This is a genomic window from Azospirillum sp. ST 5-10 (assembly GCF_051225715.1).
GTDB lineage: Bacteria > Pseudomonadota > Alphaproteobacteria > Azospirillales > Azospirillaceae > Azospirillum.
The window spans coordinates 44,021-62,556 of record NZ_JBPJSP010000029.1 but is presented as its reverse complement, the minus strand read 5'-3'; the positions used below and the strand labels follow the sequence as shown (position 1 = coordinate 62,556).

Sequence of the window (18,536 nt, the reverse complement as noted above, 5' to 3'; positions counted from 1 at the left end):
GGGACGGGCCAAGCTACTATATCGGACCGATATATTCCAGTCCGTCACACCCAGGCGAGCCCGCCGGCCCGGACCTGCCCCTGCCCTAAGGCCGGGACGGCCCGGCCGAAGGTCAGCCGGCCGCGCCCGAAGGGCGTAATGACAGGGTTCGGCGATCTGCTACGTTTCGTGGTCGTATCGACCGGGTCGTGTTTTCTCTGGGTTCGGCTTTCCCTGGAATGAGTAACCGCTCCCCCTCGCGCGACGTCTGGCTGCTTCCCGTCGCGTCGCTGCTGGCACCGCTGCTCCTGTTGGCGGTGATGGCGTGGCGCGACTACGGCCAGACCTTCGAGCAGACGGAACGCCGCGTGGAGCGGACGAGCTCCGTGCTGTACGAGCACGCCCTGCGCCTGTTCGAGACCTTCCGCTTCGTGGTCGACGAGGTCGCGAACCACGTGGAGGGCATGAGCTGGGAGGAATTCGCCACCTCGCCGTCCCTCCACCGCTACCTGAAACGGCTCGACGACGGCTTTTCCCAGGTCGGCGGCATCTGGCTGAACGGTCCGAACGGCCGCGTCGCCAACAGCAGCATCCGTTTCCCCGTGCCGGCGACCAACGTCGCCGACCGCGACTACTTCCGGGCCATGAAGGAAGGAGCCGCGTTCTTCGTGAGCGACACCTATCCCGGGCGCACCACCGGCGTGCCCGCGTTCAACCTCGTCCGTCCGCGCACCGGCCCCGACGGCCGGTTCGACGGCATGATCCTGACCTCCGCCTCGGTGTCCGACTTCCAGGACTTCTTCCGCCGCGTGCTGCCGGACCCGCGGGATTCGGTGTCCCTGCTGCGGACCGACGGCAGCCAGCTCGTCCGCGACCGCGACGGGCCGCTGATCCGGCTGACCGCCGACAGCGGCTTCATGCGCGCCATCGCCGAGCGCCCGGAGGCGGGCGTCTTCCGCACCGTCGCGCAGGTCGACGGCCGCGAACGGATCTTCGCCTATCGCAAGCTGGCGGGGTTTCCCGTCTACGTGGTGTACGGCCGCGCCGTCAAAGCGGTGATCGAGGAGTGGGCGGACCGCACGGCCTTCAACGCCCTGTTCGCCGTCCCCTTGGCGCTGCTGCTGGCCACGGCGTCGTGGCTGGTGGTGCGCAAGGCGCACGGAGAGCGGGTGGCAATCGCCAGGCTGCACCAGGAATCCGAGCGCCGCCGGCGCGCCGAGGAGCTGCTGCAGAAGATCCAGCGGCTGGAGATGCTGGGGCAGATCGCCGGCGGCATCGCCCACGACTTCAACAATCTCCTGATGGTGATCACCAGCAACCTCTACCTGGCGCAGGCGCGGGCCGGCGGCGAGGCCGGCAAGGGTCCCGGCCCCTTCATCGACACCGCCATGCAGGCGGCCTACCGCGGCGGCCAGCTCACCCAGCAGCTCCTCACCTTCTCGCGCCAGCAGACGCTGAAGCCGGAGGTTCTGGCACCAGCGCCGGCGCTGGCGGCGATGGTCGACGGGATGCTCAAGCGCTCGCTGCGCGGCGACATCGCGGTCGAAGCCGAGCTCCCCGCCGACGCCTGGTCGGTGGAGGTCGACCGCACCCAGCTCGAACTGGCCGTCCTCAATCTCGCGGTCAACGCCCGCGACGCGATGCCCGACGGCGGCACCTTGCGGATCGCCGTGCGCAACGTCACCCTCGACGGCGGGCTGGACGCGCCGGCGGGGCTGGCCGGCGACTTCGTGGTGCTGAGCGTGTCGGACACCGGCAGCGGCATCGACCCCGCGGTGCGCGACCGTGTCTTCGACCCCTTCTTCACCACCAAGGAGGTCGGCAAGGGCACGGGCCTGGGACTCAGCCAGGTGTTCGGCTTCGCCAGCCAGTCCGGCGGCACGGTGACGCTGGACAGCACGGTCGGCGCCGGCACGACCGTCGCCCTCTACCTGCCGCGGTCGGGCAAGGCGCCCGGCCAGCGTTCCAGCCCCGTCCCGCCCCCGGCGCCCGAGGGCCGGGGGCGCCGCATCCTGCTGGTCGAGGACAGCCCGGAGATCGGCCGCACCACGACGACCCTGCTGGAGGGGTTCGGCTACAGCGTCACCCTGGTCGACAACGCCCGCGCCGCCCTCGACACGCTGACCGCCAACGGGCGCTTCGACTTCATCCTCTCCGACATCGTCATGCCCGGCGACATCAACGGCCTCGATCTCGCCCGCTCGGTGCGCGAGCGCTATCCGGACCTGCCGATGATGCTGACGACCGGCTATTCCAGCGCCGCCTCCACCGCCGTGGAGGAGGGATTCCTGCTGCTGCACAAGCCCTATCGGCCCGAGGTCCTGGCCGACGCGGTGAACGACCTGCTGGCCGCCCGTGCGCGCGGCGCGGCGTGATCCGCCGCACCCGGCGCCCCGTACCGGAGGGGCTCGCCACGCCGGGAGGACACGCCCCATGCACCGCCGCCGCCGATCCGATGACCGCCGGAAGGATGGCCGGCCGTGACCGTCGCCTGGATCACCGGGGCGAGCAGCGGCATCGGCCGTGCCCTCGCCCGGCGCCTGGCGGACGACGGCATGACCGTCGCCGCGTCGGCCCGCTCCGCCGCCAGGCTGGAGTCACTGGCGGCCGAGGCCGCCCGCATCGACGCCTTTCCCGTCGACGTGAGCGATGCCGACGCGGTCGCCGCCGCCGTGGCGGCGGTGGAGCGGCGGTGCGGTCCCATCGACCTCGCCGTGCTCAACGCCGGCACCCACGCGCCGATGGGGCTCGACGACTTTTCGGCCGCCACGGCGCGCCGCCTGATGCAGGTGAACTACATGGGCGTGGTCCACGCGCTCGACGCGCTGCTGCCGCGCCTGCGGGCGCGCCGGGGCGGCCGGATCGCGGTGGTCGCTTCGCTGGCCGGCTACCGCGGCCTGCCGACCGCCGCCGCCTACGGGCCGACCAAGGCGGCGCTGATCAACCTGTGCGAGTCCCTGGCGCCGGAGTGCCGCCGCGCCGGCATCGGCCTGCATCTGGTCAACCCCGGCTTCGTCGACACCCCGCTGACGGCGCGCAACCCCTTCCCCATGCCCGACCTGATCTCCGCCGAGGCGGCGGCCGACGCGGTGGTCCGCGGCCTCGCCGCCGCCCGCTTCGAGATCGCCTTCCCCCGCCGCTTCGCCGCCGCGCTGAAGGCGGCGCGCTGCCTGCCCTACGGCGCCTATTTCGCGCTGGTCCGCCGGGTGACCGGCGGATGACCGGCGGCGCGCGCCGCGACGGCCTCGCCGCCTGGGTGCGGTTCCTGGAAACGCTGACGGTGGAGAATCTCGACCGGCTCGACGGGCTGACCACGCCCGCGGTGCGCTTCCGCGACCCCTTCAACGACGTGCGCGGCCGGCCGGCGGTGCGTGCCGTGCTGGCCCACACGCTGGACACCTGCCGCGACTGGCGTTTCGCCGTCAGCCACGCCGCGCTCGCCGACGGCCTCGGCCTGTTGCGCTGGCGCTTCACCGCGACGGTGGCGGTGGTCGGACGGCTCGACGTGCCGGGCATGAGCGAGGTGGAACTGACCGCGGACGGCCTGGTCGCCGCGCACACCGACCATTGGGACGCCGGCGAACACGTCTACCGGCGCCTGCCGCTGCTGGGCGGGCCGCTGCGCCTCATCCGGCGGCGGATCGCGGCGCCGACCGCTGGAAGAACAGGCTGACCGTCCCGATCCGCACCCCCCAGCGCCGGACGTCGGCGCGGTTGATCAGGACGCCCCCCGGCTGCAGGAACATCCGGTCGTCGAAACGCACCCGCCACACCGAGCGCCCCACCGCCAGGTCCATGGCGTAGCGCCAGCGCAGGGCGTTGCCGGCGGCGCGGCCGGTGGCGACGCCGACCACGTCGTCGGCCCGCCCCTCGTAACGGCCCTCGCCGGTGCGGACGATGCGCCAGACCCGGCGCTGGGTCCCGCCGTCGGCGTAGAGGAAGTCCTCCTCGAGAACCAGCTCGCGGCCGTCCCAGACACCGCGGATGTCGACGGTGAACTGGCGCCGGACGGTGCCGAAGCGGTCCTCGAACAGGCCCCAGGCTCGGGTGCCGCCGGCGAAATAGTCCTCGGGCCGGAAATCCGCCGGCCGGCCGGCGGCATCGGTGGCGGCAATCCCGGTGGTCATCGCGCGCCTCACCCGGCCGACGGGCGGCGCAGGCGCCACAGCCCGACGTCGATGGCGCCGGCGCGGAAGCCGCCCTCGCAATAGGCGAGATAGTAGTCCCAGAGGCGGCGGAACCGCTCGTCGAACCCCTGCCGCGCGATGTCGGGCCACGCGTCGTGGAAACGCCGCCGCCACTCGGCCAGGGTCCTGGCATAGGAGTCGCCGAAGGTCTCGACGTGCTCGACCACCAGCCCGGCCCGGGCCGCCTGGGCGCGGATCGCCGCCGGGCAGGGCAGCATGCCGCCGGGGAAGACGTGGCGCTGGATGAAGTCGCAGCTCCGGCGGTAGGCGGCGAACCGGTCGTCGGCGATGGTGATGGCCTGGATCACCGCCGCGCCGCCCGGCACCAGCCGGTCGCGCAGGACGCCGAAGTAGCGCGGCCAGCGCTCCTCGCCGACCGCTTCGATCATCTCGATGGAGACGACGCGGTCGAAGGTCCCGGCGACGTCGCGGTAGTCCTGCAGCCGCAGCTCGGCGGCGCCGGCGAGGCGCGCCTGCGCCCATGCCAGCTGTTCGCGCGACAGGGTCAGCCCGACCACCGCGGCGCCCCGGGCGCGGACCAGGTGCTCGGCCATCCCGCCCCAGCCGCAGCCGATCTCCAGCACGCGCTGGCCCGGCGTCACCTGCAGCAGGTCGGCGGCGCGCGCCAGCTTGGCCTCCTGGGCCTCCTCCAGCGTCTCGCCGCCGGTGGCGTAGAGGGCGGCGGAATAGGTCATGCCGCGGTCGAGCCACTGCCGGTAGAAGGCGTTGCCGAGGTCGTAGTGGAAGGCGATGTTGCGCCGGCTGCCGCGGCGGGAATTGGCGCGCCCGCGGTGGACCAGCCGGTTGAGGAGGCGGGCCGCGGCGCTGCCCCACACCGAGCGGCCGAGCCGCGCCTCGTTGCGTGCGGCCAGCTCGATCAGCGCCGGCAGGTCGGCGGTCCGCCACTGGCCGTCCATGTAGGCCTCGGCGAAGCCGACGGGTCCGCCCACCAGGAGGCGACGCGCCGCCGCCGGATCGTCGAGCGCCAGTTCCGCCCGCAGGGTGCCGTCACCGTCGCCGAAGCGGAAGGTCCGGCCGTCCGGCGTGGTCACGTCCAGCGCCCCGCCGGCGACGCGCGACGCCAGGCGCAGGAACGCCTCGGTCCACGGATCGCGGCGCGGCGCCAGCAGGCGCCACCAGGGCAGCGGCCGCAGCCCGGCCGCCGTGGTCGCGGTGAGTTCGCTCATGTGCAGGGGTCCTCGGAACGCAAGGGGACGACGGTAACCGGGGAGGCGGGTGCCGGCGGCCGCGGCCGGACGGCCAGCCCCTTGCGCCACAGCCGCAGCGCCTCCCAATGGATGGCGGCCGTCACCTTGGCGGTCATCAGGGGGTGGCGCAGCCACGCCGCCGCCAGGGCACGGTCCGAAAGCTCGACCCGCCGGCCGGCGAGCGCGGCGTGGAGCACGGTTCCCGCCGCGTCGGTCTGGCGGATGGCGACCGCCACCGTGTCGCCGGGCGGGCGGATGCGGAAATGGTAGGCCGTCTCCATGTCCATGAAGGGGGACACGTAGAAGCCCTTGGCGCAGGACTGGCGGACCAGACCGTCGGCGTCGGCCGCCGCCGGGATCGCGTAGGTGTGGCGCTGGCCGAAGGTGTTGGAGACCTCGTGCAGGACGGCCGCCAGCCCGCCGTCGGGACGGTGGCAGAACCACACGCTCAAGGGGTTGAAGACGTAGCCGAGCAGCCGCGGGAAGCAGAGCACCCGCACCGGCCCGCCGGCCGGCAGCCCGGCGGCGGCGAGCTGGGCGTCCGCCCAGGCCCGCGCCGGACGGCCGTCGCCGTGGTCGCGGTCGTGGAAGGCGGTCAGCGCGAAGCGGTTGTGGGCGAACAGCCGCAGCCGCCGGTCCAGCTCGGGCAGTTCGTCGAGGTCGAGCAGCAGGCTGAACACCCGGTAGCGCAGCCGGTGCCGCACCGGCCTCAGCCGGTGGTGCACCACCGTTCCCGGATAGAGGCCGGACGCCGGCCCCGTCATCACGCCGCCTCGGAGGGACGGGGCGGCCGGCCGGGGCCGCCCAGGTGGATGCGGCCGGACTCGTTCTCCACCGTCCACGGCCGCCGCACGCCGCCCAGCGCCTCGGCCACGGCGAGCCCGGCCTGCAGCCCGTCCTCGTGGAACCCGGCGCCGAACCAGGCGCCGCAGTACCAGGTGTTGCGCACGCCCTGCAGCGCCCACAGGCGCCGCTGCGCCTGCAGAGCGGCGACGTCGAAGACGGGGTGGTCGTAGAGAAAGCTGCGCAGGATGCTGCCGTCGCGCGGCGGCCGGGCCGGGTTGAGCGTCACGAAGAGGTCGCGCCCGGGCGGCAGGAAGCCCTGCAGCCGGTTCATCCAGTAGGTGACGCACGGGGCCCCGCCCTCCGCCCCGCCGCTCCCGCCGAGATAGTTCCAGCTCGACCACACGCGGCGGCGGCGCGGCATCAGGCCGGGGTCGGTGTGCAGGATGGCGACGTTGCGCTGGCAGCGGAACGCCCCGAGCAGGGCGAGTTCGGCCGGTCCCGGGTCGTCGAGGAGGGCGAGCGCCTGGTCGGCGTGGGTGGCGATCACCACCTGGTCGTGGGCGTGGACGGCGCCGCGGCGGTCCTGCACCAGCACCCGCCCGCCCTCGCGCCGCACCCGCTCGACCGCCGTGTTGAGGCGCAGGGCGTCGCCCATGTCGGCGGTCAGGCGGCGCACGTACTCGCGGCTGCCGCCCTCGACGGTGCGCCAGACCGGGCGGCCCGCCAGCCGCAGCAGCCCGTGGTTCTCGCAGAAGCGCACGAAGGCCAGCGCGGGATGGGCGCGCATCGTCTCGGCCGGGGCCGACCAGATCGCCGCCGCCATCGGCAGCAGGTGGTCGTCGACGAAGGCATCGGAATAGCCGCCGCGGTCGAGCATCGCGCCGAGGGTCAGCGCCTCGGCGTCCGGGGCGGCGAGCAGCCGCGGCGCCTCGCGGTAGAAGCGCAGGATGTCGCGCACCATGCGCAGGAAGCGCGGCCGGAGGAGGTTGCGCCGCTGGGCGAACAGCGCCGCCGGCCCACCGCCGGCGTACTCCAGCGCGCCACCGTCGAGGGAGGCGGCGAACGACATGTCGGTCGCCCGCGTCGGCACGGCGAGGTGACGGAACAGCGCGGTCAGGTTGGGATAGCTGGGCTCGTTGTAGACGATGAAGCCGGTGTCGACGGCGACGCCGTCGCCCGCGTCGACCGTGTTGGCGTGGCCGCCGGCACGGTCCTCCTTCTCGTACAGCGTCACCCGGTGGGTGCGCGACAGCAGCCAGGCCGCCGACAGGCCGGCGATGCCGGAGCCGATCACCGCCACGTCGAGCGGCCGGGGAGGACGGAGGGGGAGCACGGTCATGGGAATGCGGCTCGTGGTTGCGCCAGAGATCGCCACGCTTACGGTGGCGCCGCGACGGCGGATCACCGGATTTCCCAGTGATCCGCCACCGCCACGGCCACGTATCAGCGGCCATGATCGGCACCCACGCCCACTCCCTGGAGCCGCCGCCGGCTCCGCCGTCGGACCTGTCGGCGGCGATCGTCGCGATCGCCGAGCGGCAGGACCGGGCCGCCTTCGCCCGGCTGTTCGGCCACTTCGCGCCGCGGGTGAAGGCGTACCTGGTGCGCCTCGGCATGCCGCAGGCCCAGGCGGAGGACATCGCCCAGGAGACTCTGCTCACGGTGTGGCGCAAGGCCGCCCTCTACGACCCGCAGCGGGCGGAGGCGGCGACCTGGGTGTTCACGATCGCCCGCAACCTGCGCATCGACGCCCTGCGGCGCGCCCGCCACCCCGAAGTGTCCGACGAGATCCTGGCCGAGCGGCCGGACGAGGGCCCCAGCGCCGAGACGCTGGTCGCCGACGGCCGGCGCAACGGCGCCCTGCGCGCCGCCCTGGCGACCCTGCCGCCCGAGCAGGCCGAGGCGGTCCGCCTGTCCTTCTTCGCCGACCTGCCGCATCCCGCCATCGCCGAACGCCTCGGCCTGCCCCTGGGAACCGTGAAGTCGCGCCTGCGTCTCGCCATGGACAAGATCCGCAAGGCGCTGGGAGAGGAGTGTCCATGACCCCCAAGCATCACCCGAGCGACGCCCTGCTGGTCGCCTACGGCGCCGGCAGCCTGGACGAAGGGGTGTCGCTGGCGGTCGCCACGCACCTCGCCCTGTGCCCCGCCTGCCGCCGCGTCGCGGCGCAGATCGACGCGCTGGGCGGCGCTCTGCTCGACGATCTGGCGCCGCAGCCGCTGGGCGACGGTGCGCTGGACCGCGCGCTGGCCCTGCTGGACGGAATGCCCCCGGCGCCGCGTCCCGCCGCGGCCCCCACCGCCGCCGCGCCCGGCCCCTTCCCGGAGCCTCTGGCCTCCTATCTCGGCCCCGCGCCGGAGCGGCGGTGGCAGCGGCTCGCTCCGGGCGTGGCACGGATTCCCCTGCTGCCGCGCACCGCCGCCGGCGGGAACGCGCAGCTTCTGCGCATCGCGCCGGGCACCACCCTGCCCCATCACGGCCACGGCAGCATCGAGCTGACGGTGATGCTCACGGGATCCTTCGCCGACGAGTTCGGCCGCTACGGCCCCGGCGACCTCGCCGAGGCCGACGCGGAGACCCGGCACCAGCCGATCGCCGACAGCCACGAGGACTGCGTCTGCCTGATCGCCACCGACGCGCCGCTGCGCTTCACCGGCCTGATGGGCCGGCTGATCCAGCCGTTCATCGGCCTGTGACGTCCAGCAGGAGGTCCAGCAGGCCGCGCGCGGCGACCGACGGCGAGCGGGCGGGGCGGCGGACGATGCCGATGCTGCGCTCGACCACCGGTTCCTCGATGGGGACGGCGGTCAGCTCGGCGAAGCGCAGCAGCGGCAGGGCCAGCGACGGCAGGGCGGCGATGCCGATGCCGGCCTCGACCAGGCCGGCGATGGTGGCGAGGTGCGACGCCTCGTAGAGGGACGGCAGGCCGACCCCGGCACGGGCGCACGCGGTGTCGATGAGCTGGCGCACGCTGGTGGTGCGCGACATGGCGATCATCGGCTGATCCGCCAGCTCGGCCCAGGTCACCGCGCCGCGGGCGGCCAGCGGGTGCTCCGGCCGGCAGACCAGGACGAAGCGGTCCGCCAGCAGGGGCTGGAACCGGAACTCGTCGCCGTCGGCCGGAGCCACCGTGACGCCGAAATCGGCGGAGCCGGAGCGCACCGCCTCGAGGATGCGGTCGTGCAGCGCGTCGTCCAGGCGCACGTCGATGCCCGGATGGTCCCGGCGGTAACGGGCCAGCACCGGCGGCAGGATCACCGCCGCCGCGGTCGGCAGCGCCGCCACCACCACCCGCCCGCGCCGCCGCGCCAGATAGTCCTGCAGGTCCCCGGACACCGACTCGAACTCGTCCACCATGCGCGTCGCCAGGCGCAGCAGCTCCTCGCCCTCGGGGGTGAGCACGACCTGCCGGGTGGTGCGGTCGAACACGCGCACGCCCACCGCATCCTCCAGCTTGCGGATGGTGGCGCTGAGCGCCGGCTGGGACAGGCCGATGCGCTCCGCCGCCTTGCTGAAGCTGGCGTGCTCCGCGACCTGGCGGAAGCACTGCAGCTGGCGGAGCGTCACATTCATAAGCATAGATTATCAATTGATCAAACAAATCAGTTTGTCAACGCAATCACCGCCATGAATGATGGACATACTAACAAATTCCGCGGGGAGGGGCCATGGCGGAGGGAACGATCCTGGTCGGCTGTGGCGCCGGCTTCTCCGGCGACCGTCTCGACGCGCCGGGCCCGGTCGTCGCCACCCTGGCGCGGTCGGGACGGCCGGCGGCCATCATGTTCGAGACGCTGGGCGAACGCACGCTGGCGCTCGCCCAGCTCGACCGGATGCGGGATCCCGAACGGGGCTACGAACCCCTGCTGGAGCCGCTGCTCGAACCGATCCTCGCCGCGTGCCTCGACCACGGCATCCGCATCCTCGGGAACTTCGGGGCCGCCAACCCGCGGGCGGCGGCCCGGCGCATCCTCGCCCTGGGCCGCCGCCTGGGCTGCCGGCCGATGCGCGTCGCCGTCGTCACCGGCGACGACGTCACCGCCGCGCTGCTGGACGGCGCGGTGGAGGACGCCGCCGGCGCGCCGTTGCGGGTGGCGGCGCCGATCTCGGCCAACGCCTATCTCGGCGCCGCCCCGCTGGTGGAGGCGCTGGCCCTGGGCGCCGACATCGTGGTGGCGGGGCGGGTCGCCGACCCGGCGCTGGCGCTCGCCCCCTTCATGCACCATCACGGCTGGGCCGAGGACGACTGGCGGCGGATCGCCTGCGGCACCCTCGCCGGCCATCTCCTGGAATGCGGCAGCCAGGTGAGCGGCGGCTACTTCGCCGATCCCGGCGTCAAGGACGTCCCCGACCCGCACGACATCGGCTTTCCCATTGCGGCGATGGAGGCCGACGGCGTCTTCACCATCGGCAAGGCCGACCGCACCGGCGGGCTCGTCGACCGCCGCACCGTCACCGAGCAGATCCTCTACGAGGTGCACGACCCGGCCGCCTATCTGACGCCGGACGTGACCCTCGACATCACCGGCGTCGTCCTGGCCGAAGCCGGAGCGGACCGGGTGCGGGTCACCGGCGCCGCCGGGCGGCCGCGGCCGGAGCGGCTGAAGGTGACGGTCGGCTACGACGGCGGCTGGCTGGGCGAGGGCGAGATCTCCTACGCCGGGCCGAACGCGGCGGCGCGGGCGCGGCTGGCGCTGGACGTGGTGCGCCGGCGCCTGCCGGCGGACTGCCGGATGCGCGGCGACATCGTCGGCCTGTGCAGCGTGTTCGGCGACGACGCCGGCGGCGGGCTGGCCGAGGCCCCCGCCCAGGACGGCGACGTCCGCCTGCGCATCGCCGTCGCGACGCCGGAACGGGCCCTGGCCGAACGGGCCGCGCAGGAGGTGCTGGCCCTCTACACCTGCGGCCCGGCGGGCGGCGGCGGCGTGCGCAGCGCCGTGCGCCAGCGCATCGCCACCGCATCGGGCTACGTGCCGCGGAGCCTGGTGCGGCCCGCCGTGGAGATCCTGGGATGACCGCCGACACCGCCGACCTCGTCGAGGTCCCGCTGCACCGCATCGCCCATGGCCGCACCGGCGACAAGGGCGACCGCCTGAACGTCAGCGTGATCGCCCGCCATCCCTCCTTCTACCCGACCATCCTGGCGGAGGTGACGGCCGAGCGGGTGCGCGCCCTGTTCCGCCACCGCAGCCCCGGGCCGGCCGTCCGCTACGAGCTGCCGAACCTGGCGGCGGTCAACCTCGTGATCGACGACGTGCTGCAGGGCGGCGTCAACCTCGCCCTCAACCTCGACGGCCACGGCAAGACGCTGTCGTTCCTGGTCCTCTCCCTGCCGGTGCGGGTGCCGCGCGCCCTGCTCGACGCCCCGGACGACGCTGCCAACACGACACAGGAGGAAACCCCATGATGCGCACCACGGGTCTGGCGACCCTCACCCTGGCGGCCGTGCTCGGGCTGAGCGCGCCGGCCGCCGCCCAGACCAAGCTGCTGATCGGCGCCACCTCGGCGTCGTCCAGCCAGTACGGCTATTTCGTCGCCGTCTCGCAGCTGATCAACGACAAGGTCGCCGAGGCGGACAGCGCCGTCGTCGAGACCGGCGCCACCGTCGACAATCTGCGGCGCATCGCCCGCAACCAGATCGACCTCGGCCTCGTCACCACCAACGTCGGCTACCAGGCGGCCGCGGGCAAGGGGGACTTCAAGGACAAGGCGATCGACAGCCGCCTGCTGTGGGTCTACTCCATCGCCCCGCAGAACGTCATCATCCGCGCCGACAGCGGCGTCGACGCGATCGCCGGCCTCGCCGGCAAGCGCTTCAACCCCGGCCTCAAGGGCTCGGCGACGGAGAAGACGAGCGAGGCCGTGCTCGAGGCGCTGGGCATCCGGCCCGACTACGTCCGCGGCTCGACCAGCGACATCGTCGACGCGGTCAAGGACAACCGCGCCATCGGCTACGTCAAGTCCGGCGTCGGCAACAAGCTCGACGGCTCGACCCTCGACATCGCGACGATGACGCCGGTGCGCGTGCTGTCGCTGACGCCGGAGCAGCGCAAGACCATCGAGACGGCGCTGCCCGACCTGTCGGTGGTGGAGGTGCCCGCCGGCGCCGCCGACGGGGTGCCCGCCTACACGACCTGGAGCTTCGGGCTGGCCGTCCACGCCCGGCCCGGCCTGTCGGACGAGCTCGCCTACCGGATCGCCAAGGCGGTCTACGAGGACACCACGGCGCAGGCGGCGGCGCTGAGCGACCTCAAGGGCGCCGACCTGGTCGCCCTGACCCTGGCCAACGGCACGGTGCCCCTCCATCCCGGCGTCGCCCGCTACCTCGAGGAGCGCGGCGTCACCATCCCCGCCAAGCTCATGCCGAAGTCGTGACACGGGAGCGGCGGCCGTGCGTGGCACCCTGACCAAGGCCGTGGCGATCCTGCTGGGCGGGTTCATCCTCTACACGGCCGCCTTCGGCACCTTCGAAGGCCTGATCCAGCGCGCCGTCTTCATCGCCTTCGTGGTGGTGCTGGGGGTGCTGATGTTCCCGCTCGGCCACGGCCGGCCATGGCGCGCCGCCGGCGGCGCCGTCGACGCCGTGCTGGCCGGCGCCACCCTCGCCGGCTGCGCCTACGTCATCGTGCAGTACGAGACCATCATGGGCAGCCTGCCGACGGCGACGCCGCTCGACGTGGCGCTGACCGCCGGGCTGGTGCTGGCGATCCTGGAGGTGTCGCGCCGCGCCATCGGCTGGGTGTTCCCGTCGCTGGTCCTGCTCGGCATCGCCTACGCCCTGCTCGGCCAGCACCTGCCCGGCCGCCTCGGCCACCGCGGGTTCGACGTGCAGTTCGTCACCGAGACGCTGCTGCTGGGCGACCTCGGCATCTGGGGTCTGCTGGTGGGGGTGGCGGCGACCACCATCGGCGCCTTCGTCCTGTTCGGGTCGGTCCTGCTGTTCACCGGCGGCGGGCAGACCTTCATGGACTTGGCGGTCCGCGTCAGCGGGCGCAGCCCCGGCGGGGCGGCCAAGGTGGCGACGGTGGCGTCGGGCCTGTTCGGCATGATCAGCGGCAGCGCCGTCGCCAACGTGGCGACGACCGGCAACTTCACCATCCCGCTGATGAAGCGCCTCGGCTACCCGGCGCCGCTGGCCGGCGGCATCGAGGCGGTGGCGTCGACCGGCGGGCAGATCGCCCCGCCGATCATGGGCGCCGCCGCCTTCGTCATGGCCGAGATCATCGGCCGGTCCTATTTCGACATCGCCCTGGCCGCCGCCCTGCCGGCCTTCCTCTACTATCTCGGCGCCTTCGCCACCATCCACCTGATCGCCCGCCGGCGCGGCCTGAAGGTGGTGCCCGACGACGAGATGCCGGCGTGGCGCACCATCCTGACGGCGCGCCGCATCGTCCCCATCGCCGCCGCCTTCGGCGGGCTGTTCTACGGCATCCTCACCGGCCGTTCGGTGCAGACCGCCGCCTTCTTCGGCATCGCCGCGATGCTGCTGCCCTTCCTCGCGCTGAACATCCGCTCGGCCGGCGACGCGCGCCGGACGCTGGGCACCCTGGTGGGCGCGCTCGACGACGCCGGCAAGGCGCTGGTGATGATCGGCGTGCTGCTGGCCGGCGCGCAGATCCTGGTGGCGATGGTCAATCTGACCGGGCTGGGGGTCGCGCTGTCGTCGCTCATCGTCGGCATCGCCGACAACTCCGTCTTCGCCATCGCCCTGGTCACGGCGGCCGTCTGCCTGGTGCTCGGCATGGGCATCCCGACCACCGCCGCCTACGTGCTGGTCGCCGCGGTGCTGGCCCCGGCGCTGACCAAGGTCGGCGTGCCGCCGCTGATCGCCCACATGTTCGTCTTCTACTACGCCACCATCTCCACCATCACGCCGCCGGTCTGCATCGCCGTCTTCGTCGCCGCCGGCATCGCCCAGGCCGACTGGATGGCGGTGGCGCGCGAGGCGGTCAAGCTGGGCGCGGTGACCTACGTGATCCCCTTCATGTTCATCGTCTATCCCGGCATGCTGGCCGAAGGCAGCCTCCTGCACGTCCTGGAGGCCTGCGTCTCCGGGACGGTGTTCACCCTGGCCTTCGCCAACCTGTTCGCCGGCGTGCGCTACGTCGAGCCGCGGCCGCTCAACGTCCTCGTGCTTCTGGCGATCGCGGTCCTGGCGGCGCTGCCGACCTGGTACGGGCTGGGCCTGTCCACCGCCGGGCTGATCCTGCTCTATTCCACCCGCCGCCACCGCATCGCGGCGGCGCCGGAGAACGAACCGGCGGCACGGGAGGCGAGGGCATGAGCGTCGCGGGAATCACGCGGGTGGCGGTGGTCGGCTGCGGCACCGTCGGGGCCAGCTGGGCGGCCCTGTTCCTCGCCCACGGGCTGGACGTCGCCGCCACCGACCCGGCACCGGGCGCGCCGGCCTTCCTGGAGCGGTTCGTCGAGCGGGCCCTGGCGCATCTGGCCGAGCTGGGCTGCGGCGGCCGCGGCCGGCTCTCCTTCCACGCCGACCTCGCCGACGCGGTGCGCGGCGCCGATTTCGTCCAGGAGAACGCGCCGGAGAACGAGACGCTGAAGCGCCGCCTGCTGGCCGAGATCGACGGGCTGGCGGCGCTGGACGTGGTGGTCGCCAGCAGCACCTCGGCGCTGCTGCGCAGCGCCATCGTCGCCGACTGCGCCGCCGCCGGCCGCCACATCGTCGCCCATCCCTTCAATCCGCCGCACCTGCTGCCGCTGGTGGAGATCGTCGGCGAGACCGCCGCGGCGGTGGCGACGGCGTGCGCGTTCTACCGCGGGCTCGGGCGCCACCCCGTGGTGCTCAGGCGCGAGATGCCGGGCCACATCGCCAACCGCCTCAGCGCCGCCCTCTACCGCGAGGCGGTGCATCTGGTCGAACAGGGGGTCGCCAGCGTCGCCGACATCGACGCCGCCGTTTCCCAGGGGCCGGGGCTGCGCTGGGCGCTGATGGGGCCGCACATGACCTACCATCTCGGCGGCGGCGAGGGCGGGATCGCCCACTATCTCGCCCATCTCGGTCCCAGCCAGGTGAAGCGCTGGGCCAGCCTGGGCAGCCCGTCGCTCGACGCCGCCGTGCAGGCCCGCATCGTCGAGGGCGTCGCCGAGGAGGCGGACGGCCGCTCGATCGCCGAGCTGGAAGCCGAGCGCGACCGCGCCCTGATCGGCATGCTGCGCCTCCTCGGGCGCGGCCCGGGCGGCGGCTGAACCCCCGTTCAGGGGCGTCGGCCGCCCAGCACCAGCCGGTCCCGCCCGGCGGCGAGGCCGAAGGCGATCGCGGCGAGGTCGACGGCGACGAAGAAGACCCCCGGCCAGACCCAGGACCCGGTCCAGTCGTGCAGCAGCCCGACGACGAGCGGTCCGGTCGACGCCAGGGTGTAGCCGACGCTCTGCGCCATGCCGGAGAGGTGCGCCGCCACGTGGGCGTCGCCCGACCGCAGCACCAGCAGCGACAGGGCGATGGCGAAGGTCCCGCCCTGCCCCAGGCCGAGCACCACCGCCCACGCCCACAGGCCGCCGAGCGGGGCGAACATCAGGCCGAGCATCCCCGCCAGCGACAGCAGCAGCACGAGGACGATGGCCCTGCCCTGGCTGCGCCGGCGGGTCGCCAGGGTCGGCGCCACCAGCGCCGCCGCCACCTGCACCATCACCGAGACCGACACGACCGCGCCGGCGGTCAGCGGCTCCAGACCGCGGTCGCGCAGGATCACCGCCAGCCAGCCGAGGATCACGTAGGCCAGCGCCGACTGCAGCCCCATGAAGAGCGTGACCTGCCAGGCCAACGGATCGCGCCACAGTCCGGGTACGGACGCCCGCGTTCCGGCCGGCGGCGCCTCGCGGCGCGGCAGCAACGGCAGCCAGATCGCCGCCGCGACGGCCGCCGGAAGGGCCCAGAACGCCAGGGCCGGCGCCCACGGGCTCGCCACGCCGCCGAACAGGCCGGCCAGCGGCACGGTGGCGCCGGCCGCCGCCGCCGCCCCGGCGGACAGCGCCATGGTGTAGACGCCGGTCATCAGCGCCAGGTGCCCGGGGAAGTCCCGCTTGACGATGCCGGGCAGCAGCGCCCCGGCGACACCGATTCCCGCCCCCGCCAGGACCGCGGCGGCGAGCTGCGCCGGATAGTCGGGCAGCAGCCGCAGCGCCAGGCCGGCCGCCAGCACCGCCACCGCCCACACCACCGCCCGCTCGCTGCCGAGACGGTGGGCCAGCCGCGGCGCCAGCAGACCGAACAGGCCGAGGCACAGCACCGGCACCGTCGTCAGGACGCTGGCGGCGCCGGCCGACACGCCGGTGTCGCGCACCAGGTCCGGCAGCACCGGGGCGACGCTGCTGAGCGCCGGCCGCAGGTTCAGCGCCACCAGCACCAGCCCGACGCCGACCAGAACCGGATGGGTGGGGCGCGGCCCCGGCCCCGGCCGGTCCTCGGCATCGATCAGCAGCTCCTCGGCGAGGGGGAGCGGCTCCGCCGTCCCGGGCCGCGGCATGGGAGATTCAGGCATGGCGATGTTCCGCGTGTGCAACGGCGCGCACCCTAGCCCGTCGCCGTCGGCCAGGGAAAGGGCGACGGCGGCATAGGTGGTTTGCCACCCAACGGTCCGTTCGACGGACGGCTTGCCACGGGCGATCCGGTCGCCACCGCCGGGCCGTCGCGGAGGCGCTGCGGCGCACCTGGAGGGGGCGCGGTTCTCCAGGCCCATGACCATCATGCGGCACCGGAACGACGAGAACGCCGCATCGGGGCGGCGCTCGCCGAGAACCACGCCGCCCTGCCTCTGGGCCGCCCTGCCTCTGGGCGGCCTTGCCTCTGGATTGAGCGGGTTCACGGCACGTTCGCGCGCAGAACGCAGGACTGCTCCCGGCGCAGGGCTGTCCGCCTTGCCCTGCGCGGCGAACCGACGCACCTTCGCGCCATGCCCTACTCCAACGACCTCCCCCCCAAGGCGCACGACATCGGGTTCGTCGAGTTCGTCACGCTGATGGCGCTGCTGATGGCGCTGACCGCCCTGTCGATCGACATCATGCTGGTGGCCCTGCCGGACATCGCCGGCACCTACGCCGTCACCTCGGCGAACAACCGGCAGCTCGTGGTCACCTCCTACATGCTGGGATTCGCCGCGGGACAGCCGGTGCACGGTCCGCTGTCCGACCGCTTCGGCCGCAAACCCGTGCTGGCCGTCGGCCTTGTCGTGTTCGCCATCGGCTCGGTGGGCGCCGCCTTCGCCCCGGAGTTCGGCTGGCTGCTCGCCGCCCGGGCCCTGCAGGGTCTGGGGGCGGCGGCGCCGCGGGTGGTCGCCATCGCCGTCATCCGCGACCGCTTCGCCGGGCGCGACATGGCGCGGGTCATGTCCTTCGTGATGATGATCTTCATCATCGTGCCGGTGCTGGCGCCGGCGCTGGGCGAGGCCATCCTGCACATCGGCCCGTGGCCGTGGATCTTCGGCGTGCTGTTCCTGGCCGCCGCCCTGGCGCTGGGCTGGTCGGCGCTGCGCCTGCCGGAGACGCGGCCGCCCCACGACCGCATGCCGCTGTCGGGCCCGGCCCTGACCGCCGCCTTCCGGCGGGTGGTCACGACCCGCCGCAGCCTCGGCTACACGGTGGCCGCGGGCTTCCTGTTCGGCAGCCTGCTGGCCTATGTCGGCAGCGCGCAGCAGGTGTTCGTCGACGTCTACGGCCTGGGCGACCTGTTCCCCATCGTCTTCGGCGCCATCGCCGCGGCGATGGCGGCGGCGTCGCTCACCAACGCCAAGCTGGTGGGCCGGCTGGGCATGCGCCGCGTGTCGCACGCGGCGCTGATCGGCTACGTCGCCATCTGCGCCGTGCTGGCGCTCGCCGGCTTCCCGGAGGACCTGCCGCTGATTCCCTTCTGCGGCTTCCTGGCGGCGACCTTCTTCGCCTTCGGCCTGATCGCGCCGAACTTCAACGCCCTGGCGATGGAGCCGCTGGGCCACGTCGCCGGCATGGCATCCTCCTTCATCGGCTTCTACACCACGGGGTCCGCCGCCCTTCTCGGCTGGGCCATCGGCCACGCCTTCGACGGCACCGTCCGGCCGCTGACCATGGGGATCGCCCTGTGCGGCCTCCTCACCCTGGTGGCCGTCCTGGTCACCGAGCGCGGCCGCCTGCTGCAGGCCCGCGACGCCCGGTGAGCCGCCCGGTGCCCCGCCGACGGCGATCGGCGGATGTCCGCCGGGAGCTTTTCGCCGGTCGGCGGGTTGACGGCATGAGGTCCGTCACCGGAGGGGAAGCCATGGCCGACAAGCCCAAGCACGACGAGCGCAAGGACGACCTCCCGAAGCGGGAGGCGGAGAAGGAGAACGAGAAGGCGGCCGAGGGCGAGCGCTACGAGAAGACGCCCAACCCCGGCCACCCGGTGTAG

General features: G+C 73.7%; 18 protein-coding genes. 12 read left to right on the top strand and 6 right to left on the bottom strand.

Annotated features, from left to right (window positions below; translation table 11 throughout):
* The first annotated feature begins 218 nt into the window (after positions 1-218).
* The 3 genes from ACSBPG_RS25150 (at position 219) to ACSBPG_RS25140 (ending at position 3,652) form a co-directional block, all read left to right on the top strand.
* Positions 219-2,354 (top strand): ATP-binding protein, encoded by a 2,136-nt coding sequence (locus tag ACSBPG_RS25150; protein WP_435539980.1) that lies wholly within the window; start codon positions 219-221, stop codon positions 2,352-2,354.
* A gap of 105 nt (positions 2,355-2,459) precedes the next feature.
* Entirely contained in the window at positions 2,460-3,200 is a 741-nt protein-coding gene (locus tag ACSBPG_RS25145; RefSeq protein ID WP_435539979.1) for an SDR family NAD(P)-dependent oxidoreductase, read from the top strand.
* Positions 3,197-3,652, top strand: coding sequence for a nuclear transport factor 2 family protein (locus ACSBPG_RS25140; protein WP_435539978.1), 456 nt, complete (start codon positions 3,197-3,199; stop codon positions 3,650-3,652). Before ACSBPG_RS25145 ends, ACSBPG_RS25140 begins: the two co-directional genes overlap by 4 nt.
* Here ACSBPG_RS25140 and ACSBPG_RS25135 read toward each other — a convergent pair.
* The 4 genes from ACSBPG_RS25135 to ACSBPG_RS25120 are packed head-to-tail and all read right to left on the bottom strand — an operon-like array spanning position 3,606 to position 7,499.
* A complete protein-coding gene (locus ACSBPG_RS25135; protein WP_435539977.1) occupies positions 3,606-4,106 on the bottom strand; it encodes a DUF3833 domain-containing protein in 501 nt (166 codons plus the stop codon). The two genes, ACSBPG_RS25140 and ACSBPG_RS25135, sit on opposite strands and share 47 nt — an antisense overlap.
* Before the next feature lie 8 nt (positions 4,107-4,114).
* Positions 4,115-5,353 carry a class I SAM-dependent methyltransferase gene (locus ACSBPG_RS25130; protein WP_435539976.1) on the bottom strand — a complete coding sequence of 413 codons (1,239 nt, stop codon included), beginning with the start codon at positions 5,351-5,353 and terminating at the stop codon, positions 4,115-4,117.
* Entirely contained in the window at positions 5,350-6,138 is a 789-nt protein-coding gene (locus ACSBPG_RS25125; protein ID WP_435539975.1) for a DUF1365 domain-containing protein, read from the bottom strand. Before ACSBPG_RS25125 ends, ACSBPG_RS25130 begins: the two co-directional genes overlap by 4 nt.
* Positions 6,138-7,499: an NAD(P)/FAD-dependent oxidoreductase gene (locus ACSBPG_RS25120; protein WP_435539974.1), complete on the bottom strand. Its 1,362-nt coding sequence runs from the start codon at positions 7,497-7,499 to the stop codon at positions 6,138-6,140. Before ACSBPG_RS25120 ends, ACSBPG_RS25125 begins: the two co-directional genes overlap by 1 nt.
* Positions 7,500-7,576: 77 nt before the next feature.
* Here ACSBPG_RS25120 and ACSBPG_RS25115 point away from each other — a divergent pair, with 77 nt between their 5' ends.
* Positions 7,577-8,203, top strand: coding sequence for a sigma-70 family RNA polymerase sigma factor (locus ACSBPG_RS25115; RefSeq protein ID WP_435539973.1), 627 nt, complete (start codon positions 7,577-7,579; stop codon positions 8,201-8,203).
* Positions 8,200-8,856: a ChrR family anti-sigma-E factor gene (locus tag ACSBPG_RS25110; RefSeq protein ID WP_435539972.1), complete on the top strand. Its 657-nt coding sequence runs from the start codon at positions 8,200-8,202 to the stop codon at positions 8,854-8,856. The genes ACSBPG_RS25115 and ACSBPG_RS25110 overlap by 4 nt, the downstream gene beginning before the upstream one ends.
* Here ACSBPG_RS25110 and ACSBPG_RS25105 read toward each other — a convergent pair.
* Complete coding sequence (locus ACSBPG_RS25105) at positions 8,843-9,733, bottom strand: LysR family transcriptional regulator (RefSeq protein WP_435539971.1); 891 nt, start codon at positions 9,731-9,733, stop codon at positions 8,843-8,845. The genes ACSBPG_RS25110 and ACSBPG_RS25105 overlap by 14 nt on opposite strands.
* A gap of 95 nt (positions 9,734-9,828) precedes the next feature.
* On the opposite strand from ACSBPG_RS25105, the gene ACSBPG_RS25100 reads away from it, so the two are divergent.
* From ACSBPG_RS25100 to ACSBPG_RS25080, 5 genes are read left to right on the top strand one after another with little or no spacing between them, the layout of a single operon-like run.
* A complete protein-coding gene (locus ACSBPG_RS25100; RefSeq protein WP_435539970.1) occupies positions 9,829-11,175 on the top strand; it encodes an acyclic terpene utilization AtuA family protein in 1,347 nt (448 codons plus the stop codon).
* On the top strand, positions 11,172-11,567 hold the full coding sequence (locus ACSBPG_RS25095) for an AtuA-related protein (RefSeq protein WP_435539969.1): 396 nt from the start codon (positions 11,172-11,174) through the stop codon (positions 11,565-11,567). Before ACSBPG_RS25100 ends, ACSBPG_RS25095 begins: the two co-directional genes overlap by 4 nt.
* Positions 11,564-12,535 (top strand): TAXI family TRAP transporter solute-binding subunit, encoded by a 972-nt coding sequence (locus tag ACSBPG_RS25090; RefSeq protein WP_435539968.1) that lies wholly within the window; start codon positions 11,564-11,566, stop codon positions 12,533-12,535. Before ACSBPG_RS25095 ends, ACSBPG_RS25090 begins: the two co-directional genes overlap by 4 nt.
* Positions 12,536-12,551: 16 nt before the next feature.
* A complete protein-coding gene (locus ACSBPG_RS25085; RefSeq protein WP_435539967.1) occupies positions 12,552-14,444 on the top strand; it encodes a TRAP transporter permease in 1,893 nt (630 codons plus the stop codon).
* Entirely contained in the window at positions 14,441-15,367 is a 927-nt protein-coding gene (locus tag ACSBPG_RS25080; protein ID WP_435539966.1) for a 3-hydroxyacyl-CoA dehydrogenase NAD-binding domain-containing protein, read from the top strand. The genes ACSBPG_RS25085 and ACSBPG_RS25080 overlap by 4 nt, the downstream gene beginning before the upstream one ends.
* 8 nt (positions 15,368-15,375) lie before the next feature.
* Here ACSBPG_RS25080 and ACSBPG_RS25075 read toward each other — a convergent pair whose 3' ends face one another.
* Positions 15,376-16,659, bottom strand: coding sequence for a CynX/NimT family MFS transporter (locus tag ACSBPG_RS25075; RefSeq protein ID WP_435539965.1), 1,284 nt, complete (start codon positions 16,657-16,659; stop codon positions 15,376-15,378).
* Positions 16,660-17,070: 411 nt separating this feature from the next.
* Between ACSBPG_RS25075 and ACSBPG_RS25070 the strand changes: the two genes are divergently transcribed.
* Together ACSBPG_RS25070 and ACSBPG_RS25065 are read left to right on the top strand one after the other, a co-directional pair.
* Entirely contained in the window at positions 17,071-18,306 is a 1,236-nt protein-coding gene (locus tag ACSBPG_RS25070) for a multidrug effflux MFS transporter (protein WP_435539964.1), read from the top strand.
* Positions 18,307-18,407: 101 nt separating this feature from the next.
* On the top strand, positions 18,408-18,536 hold the full coding sequence (locus ACSBPG_RS25065) for a hypothetical protein (RefSeq protein WP_435539963.1): 129 nt from the start codon (positions 18,408-18,410) through the stop codon (positions 18,534-18,536).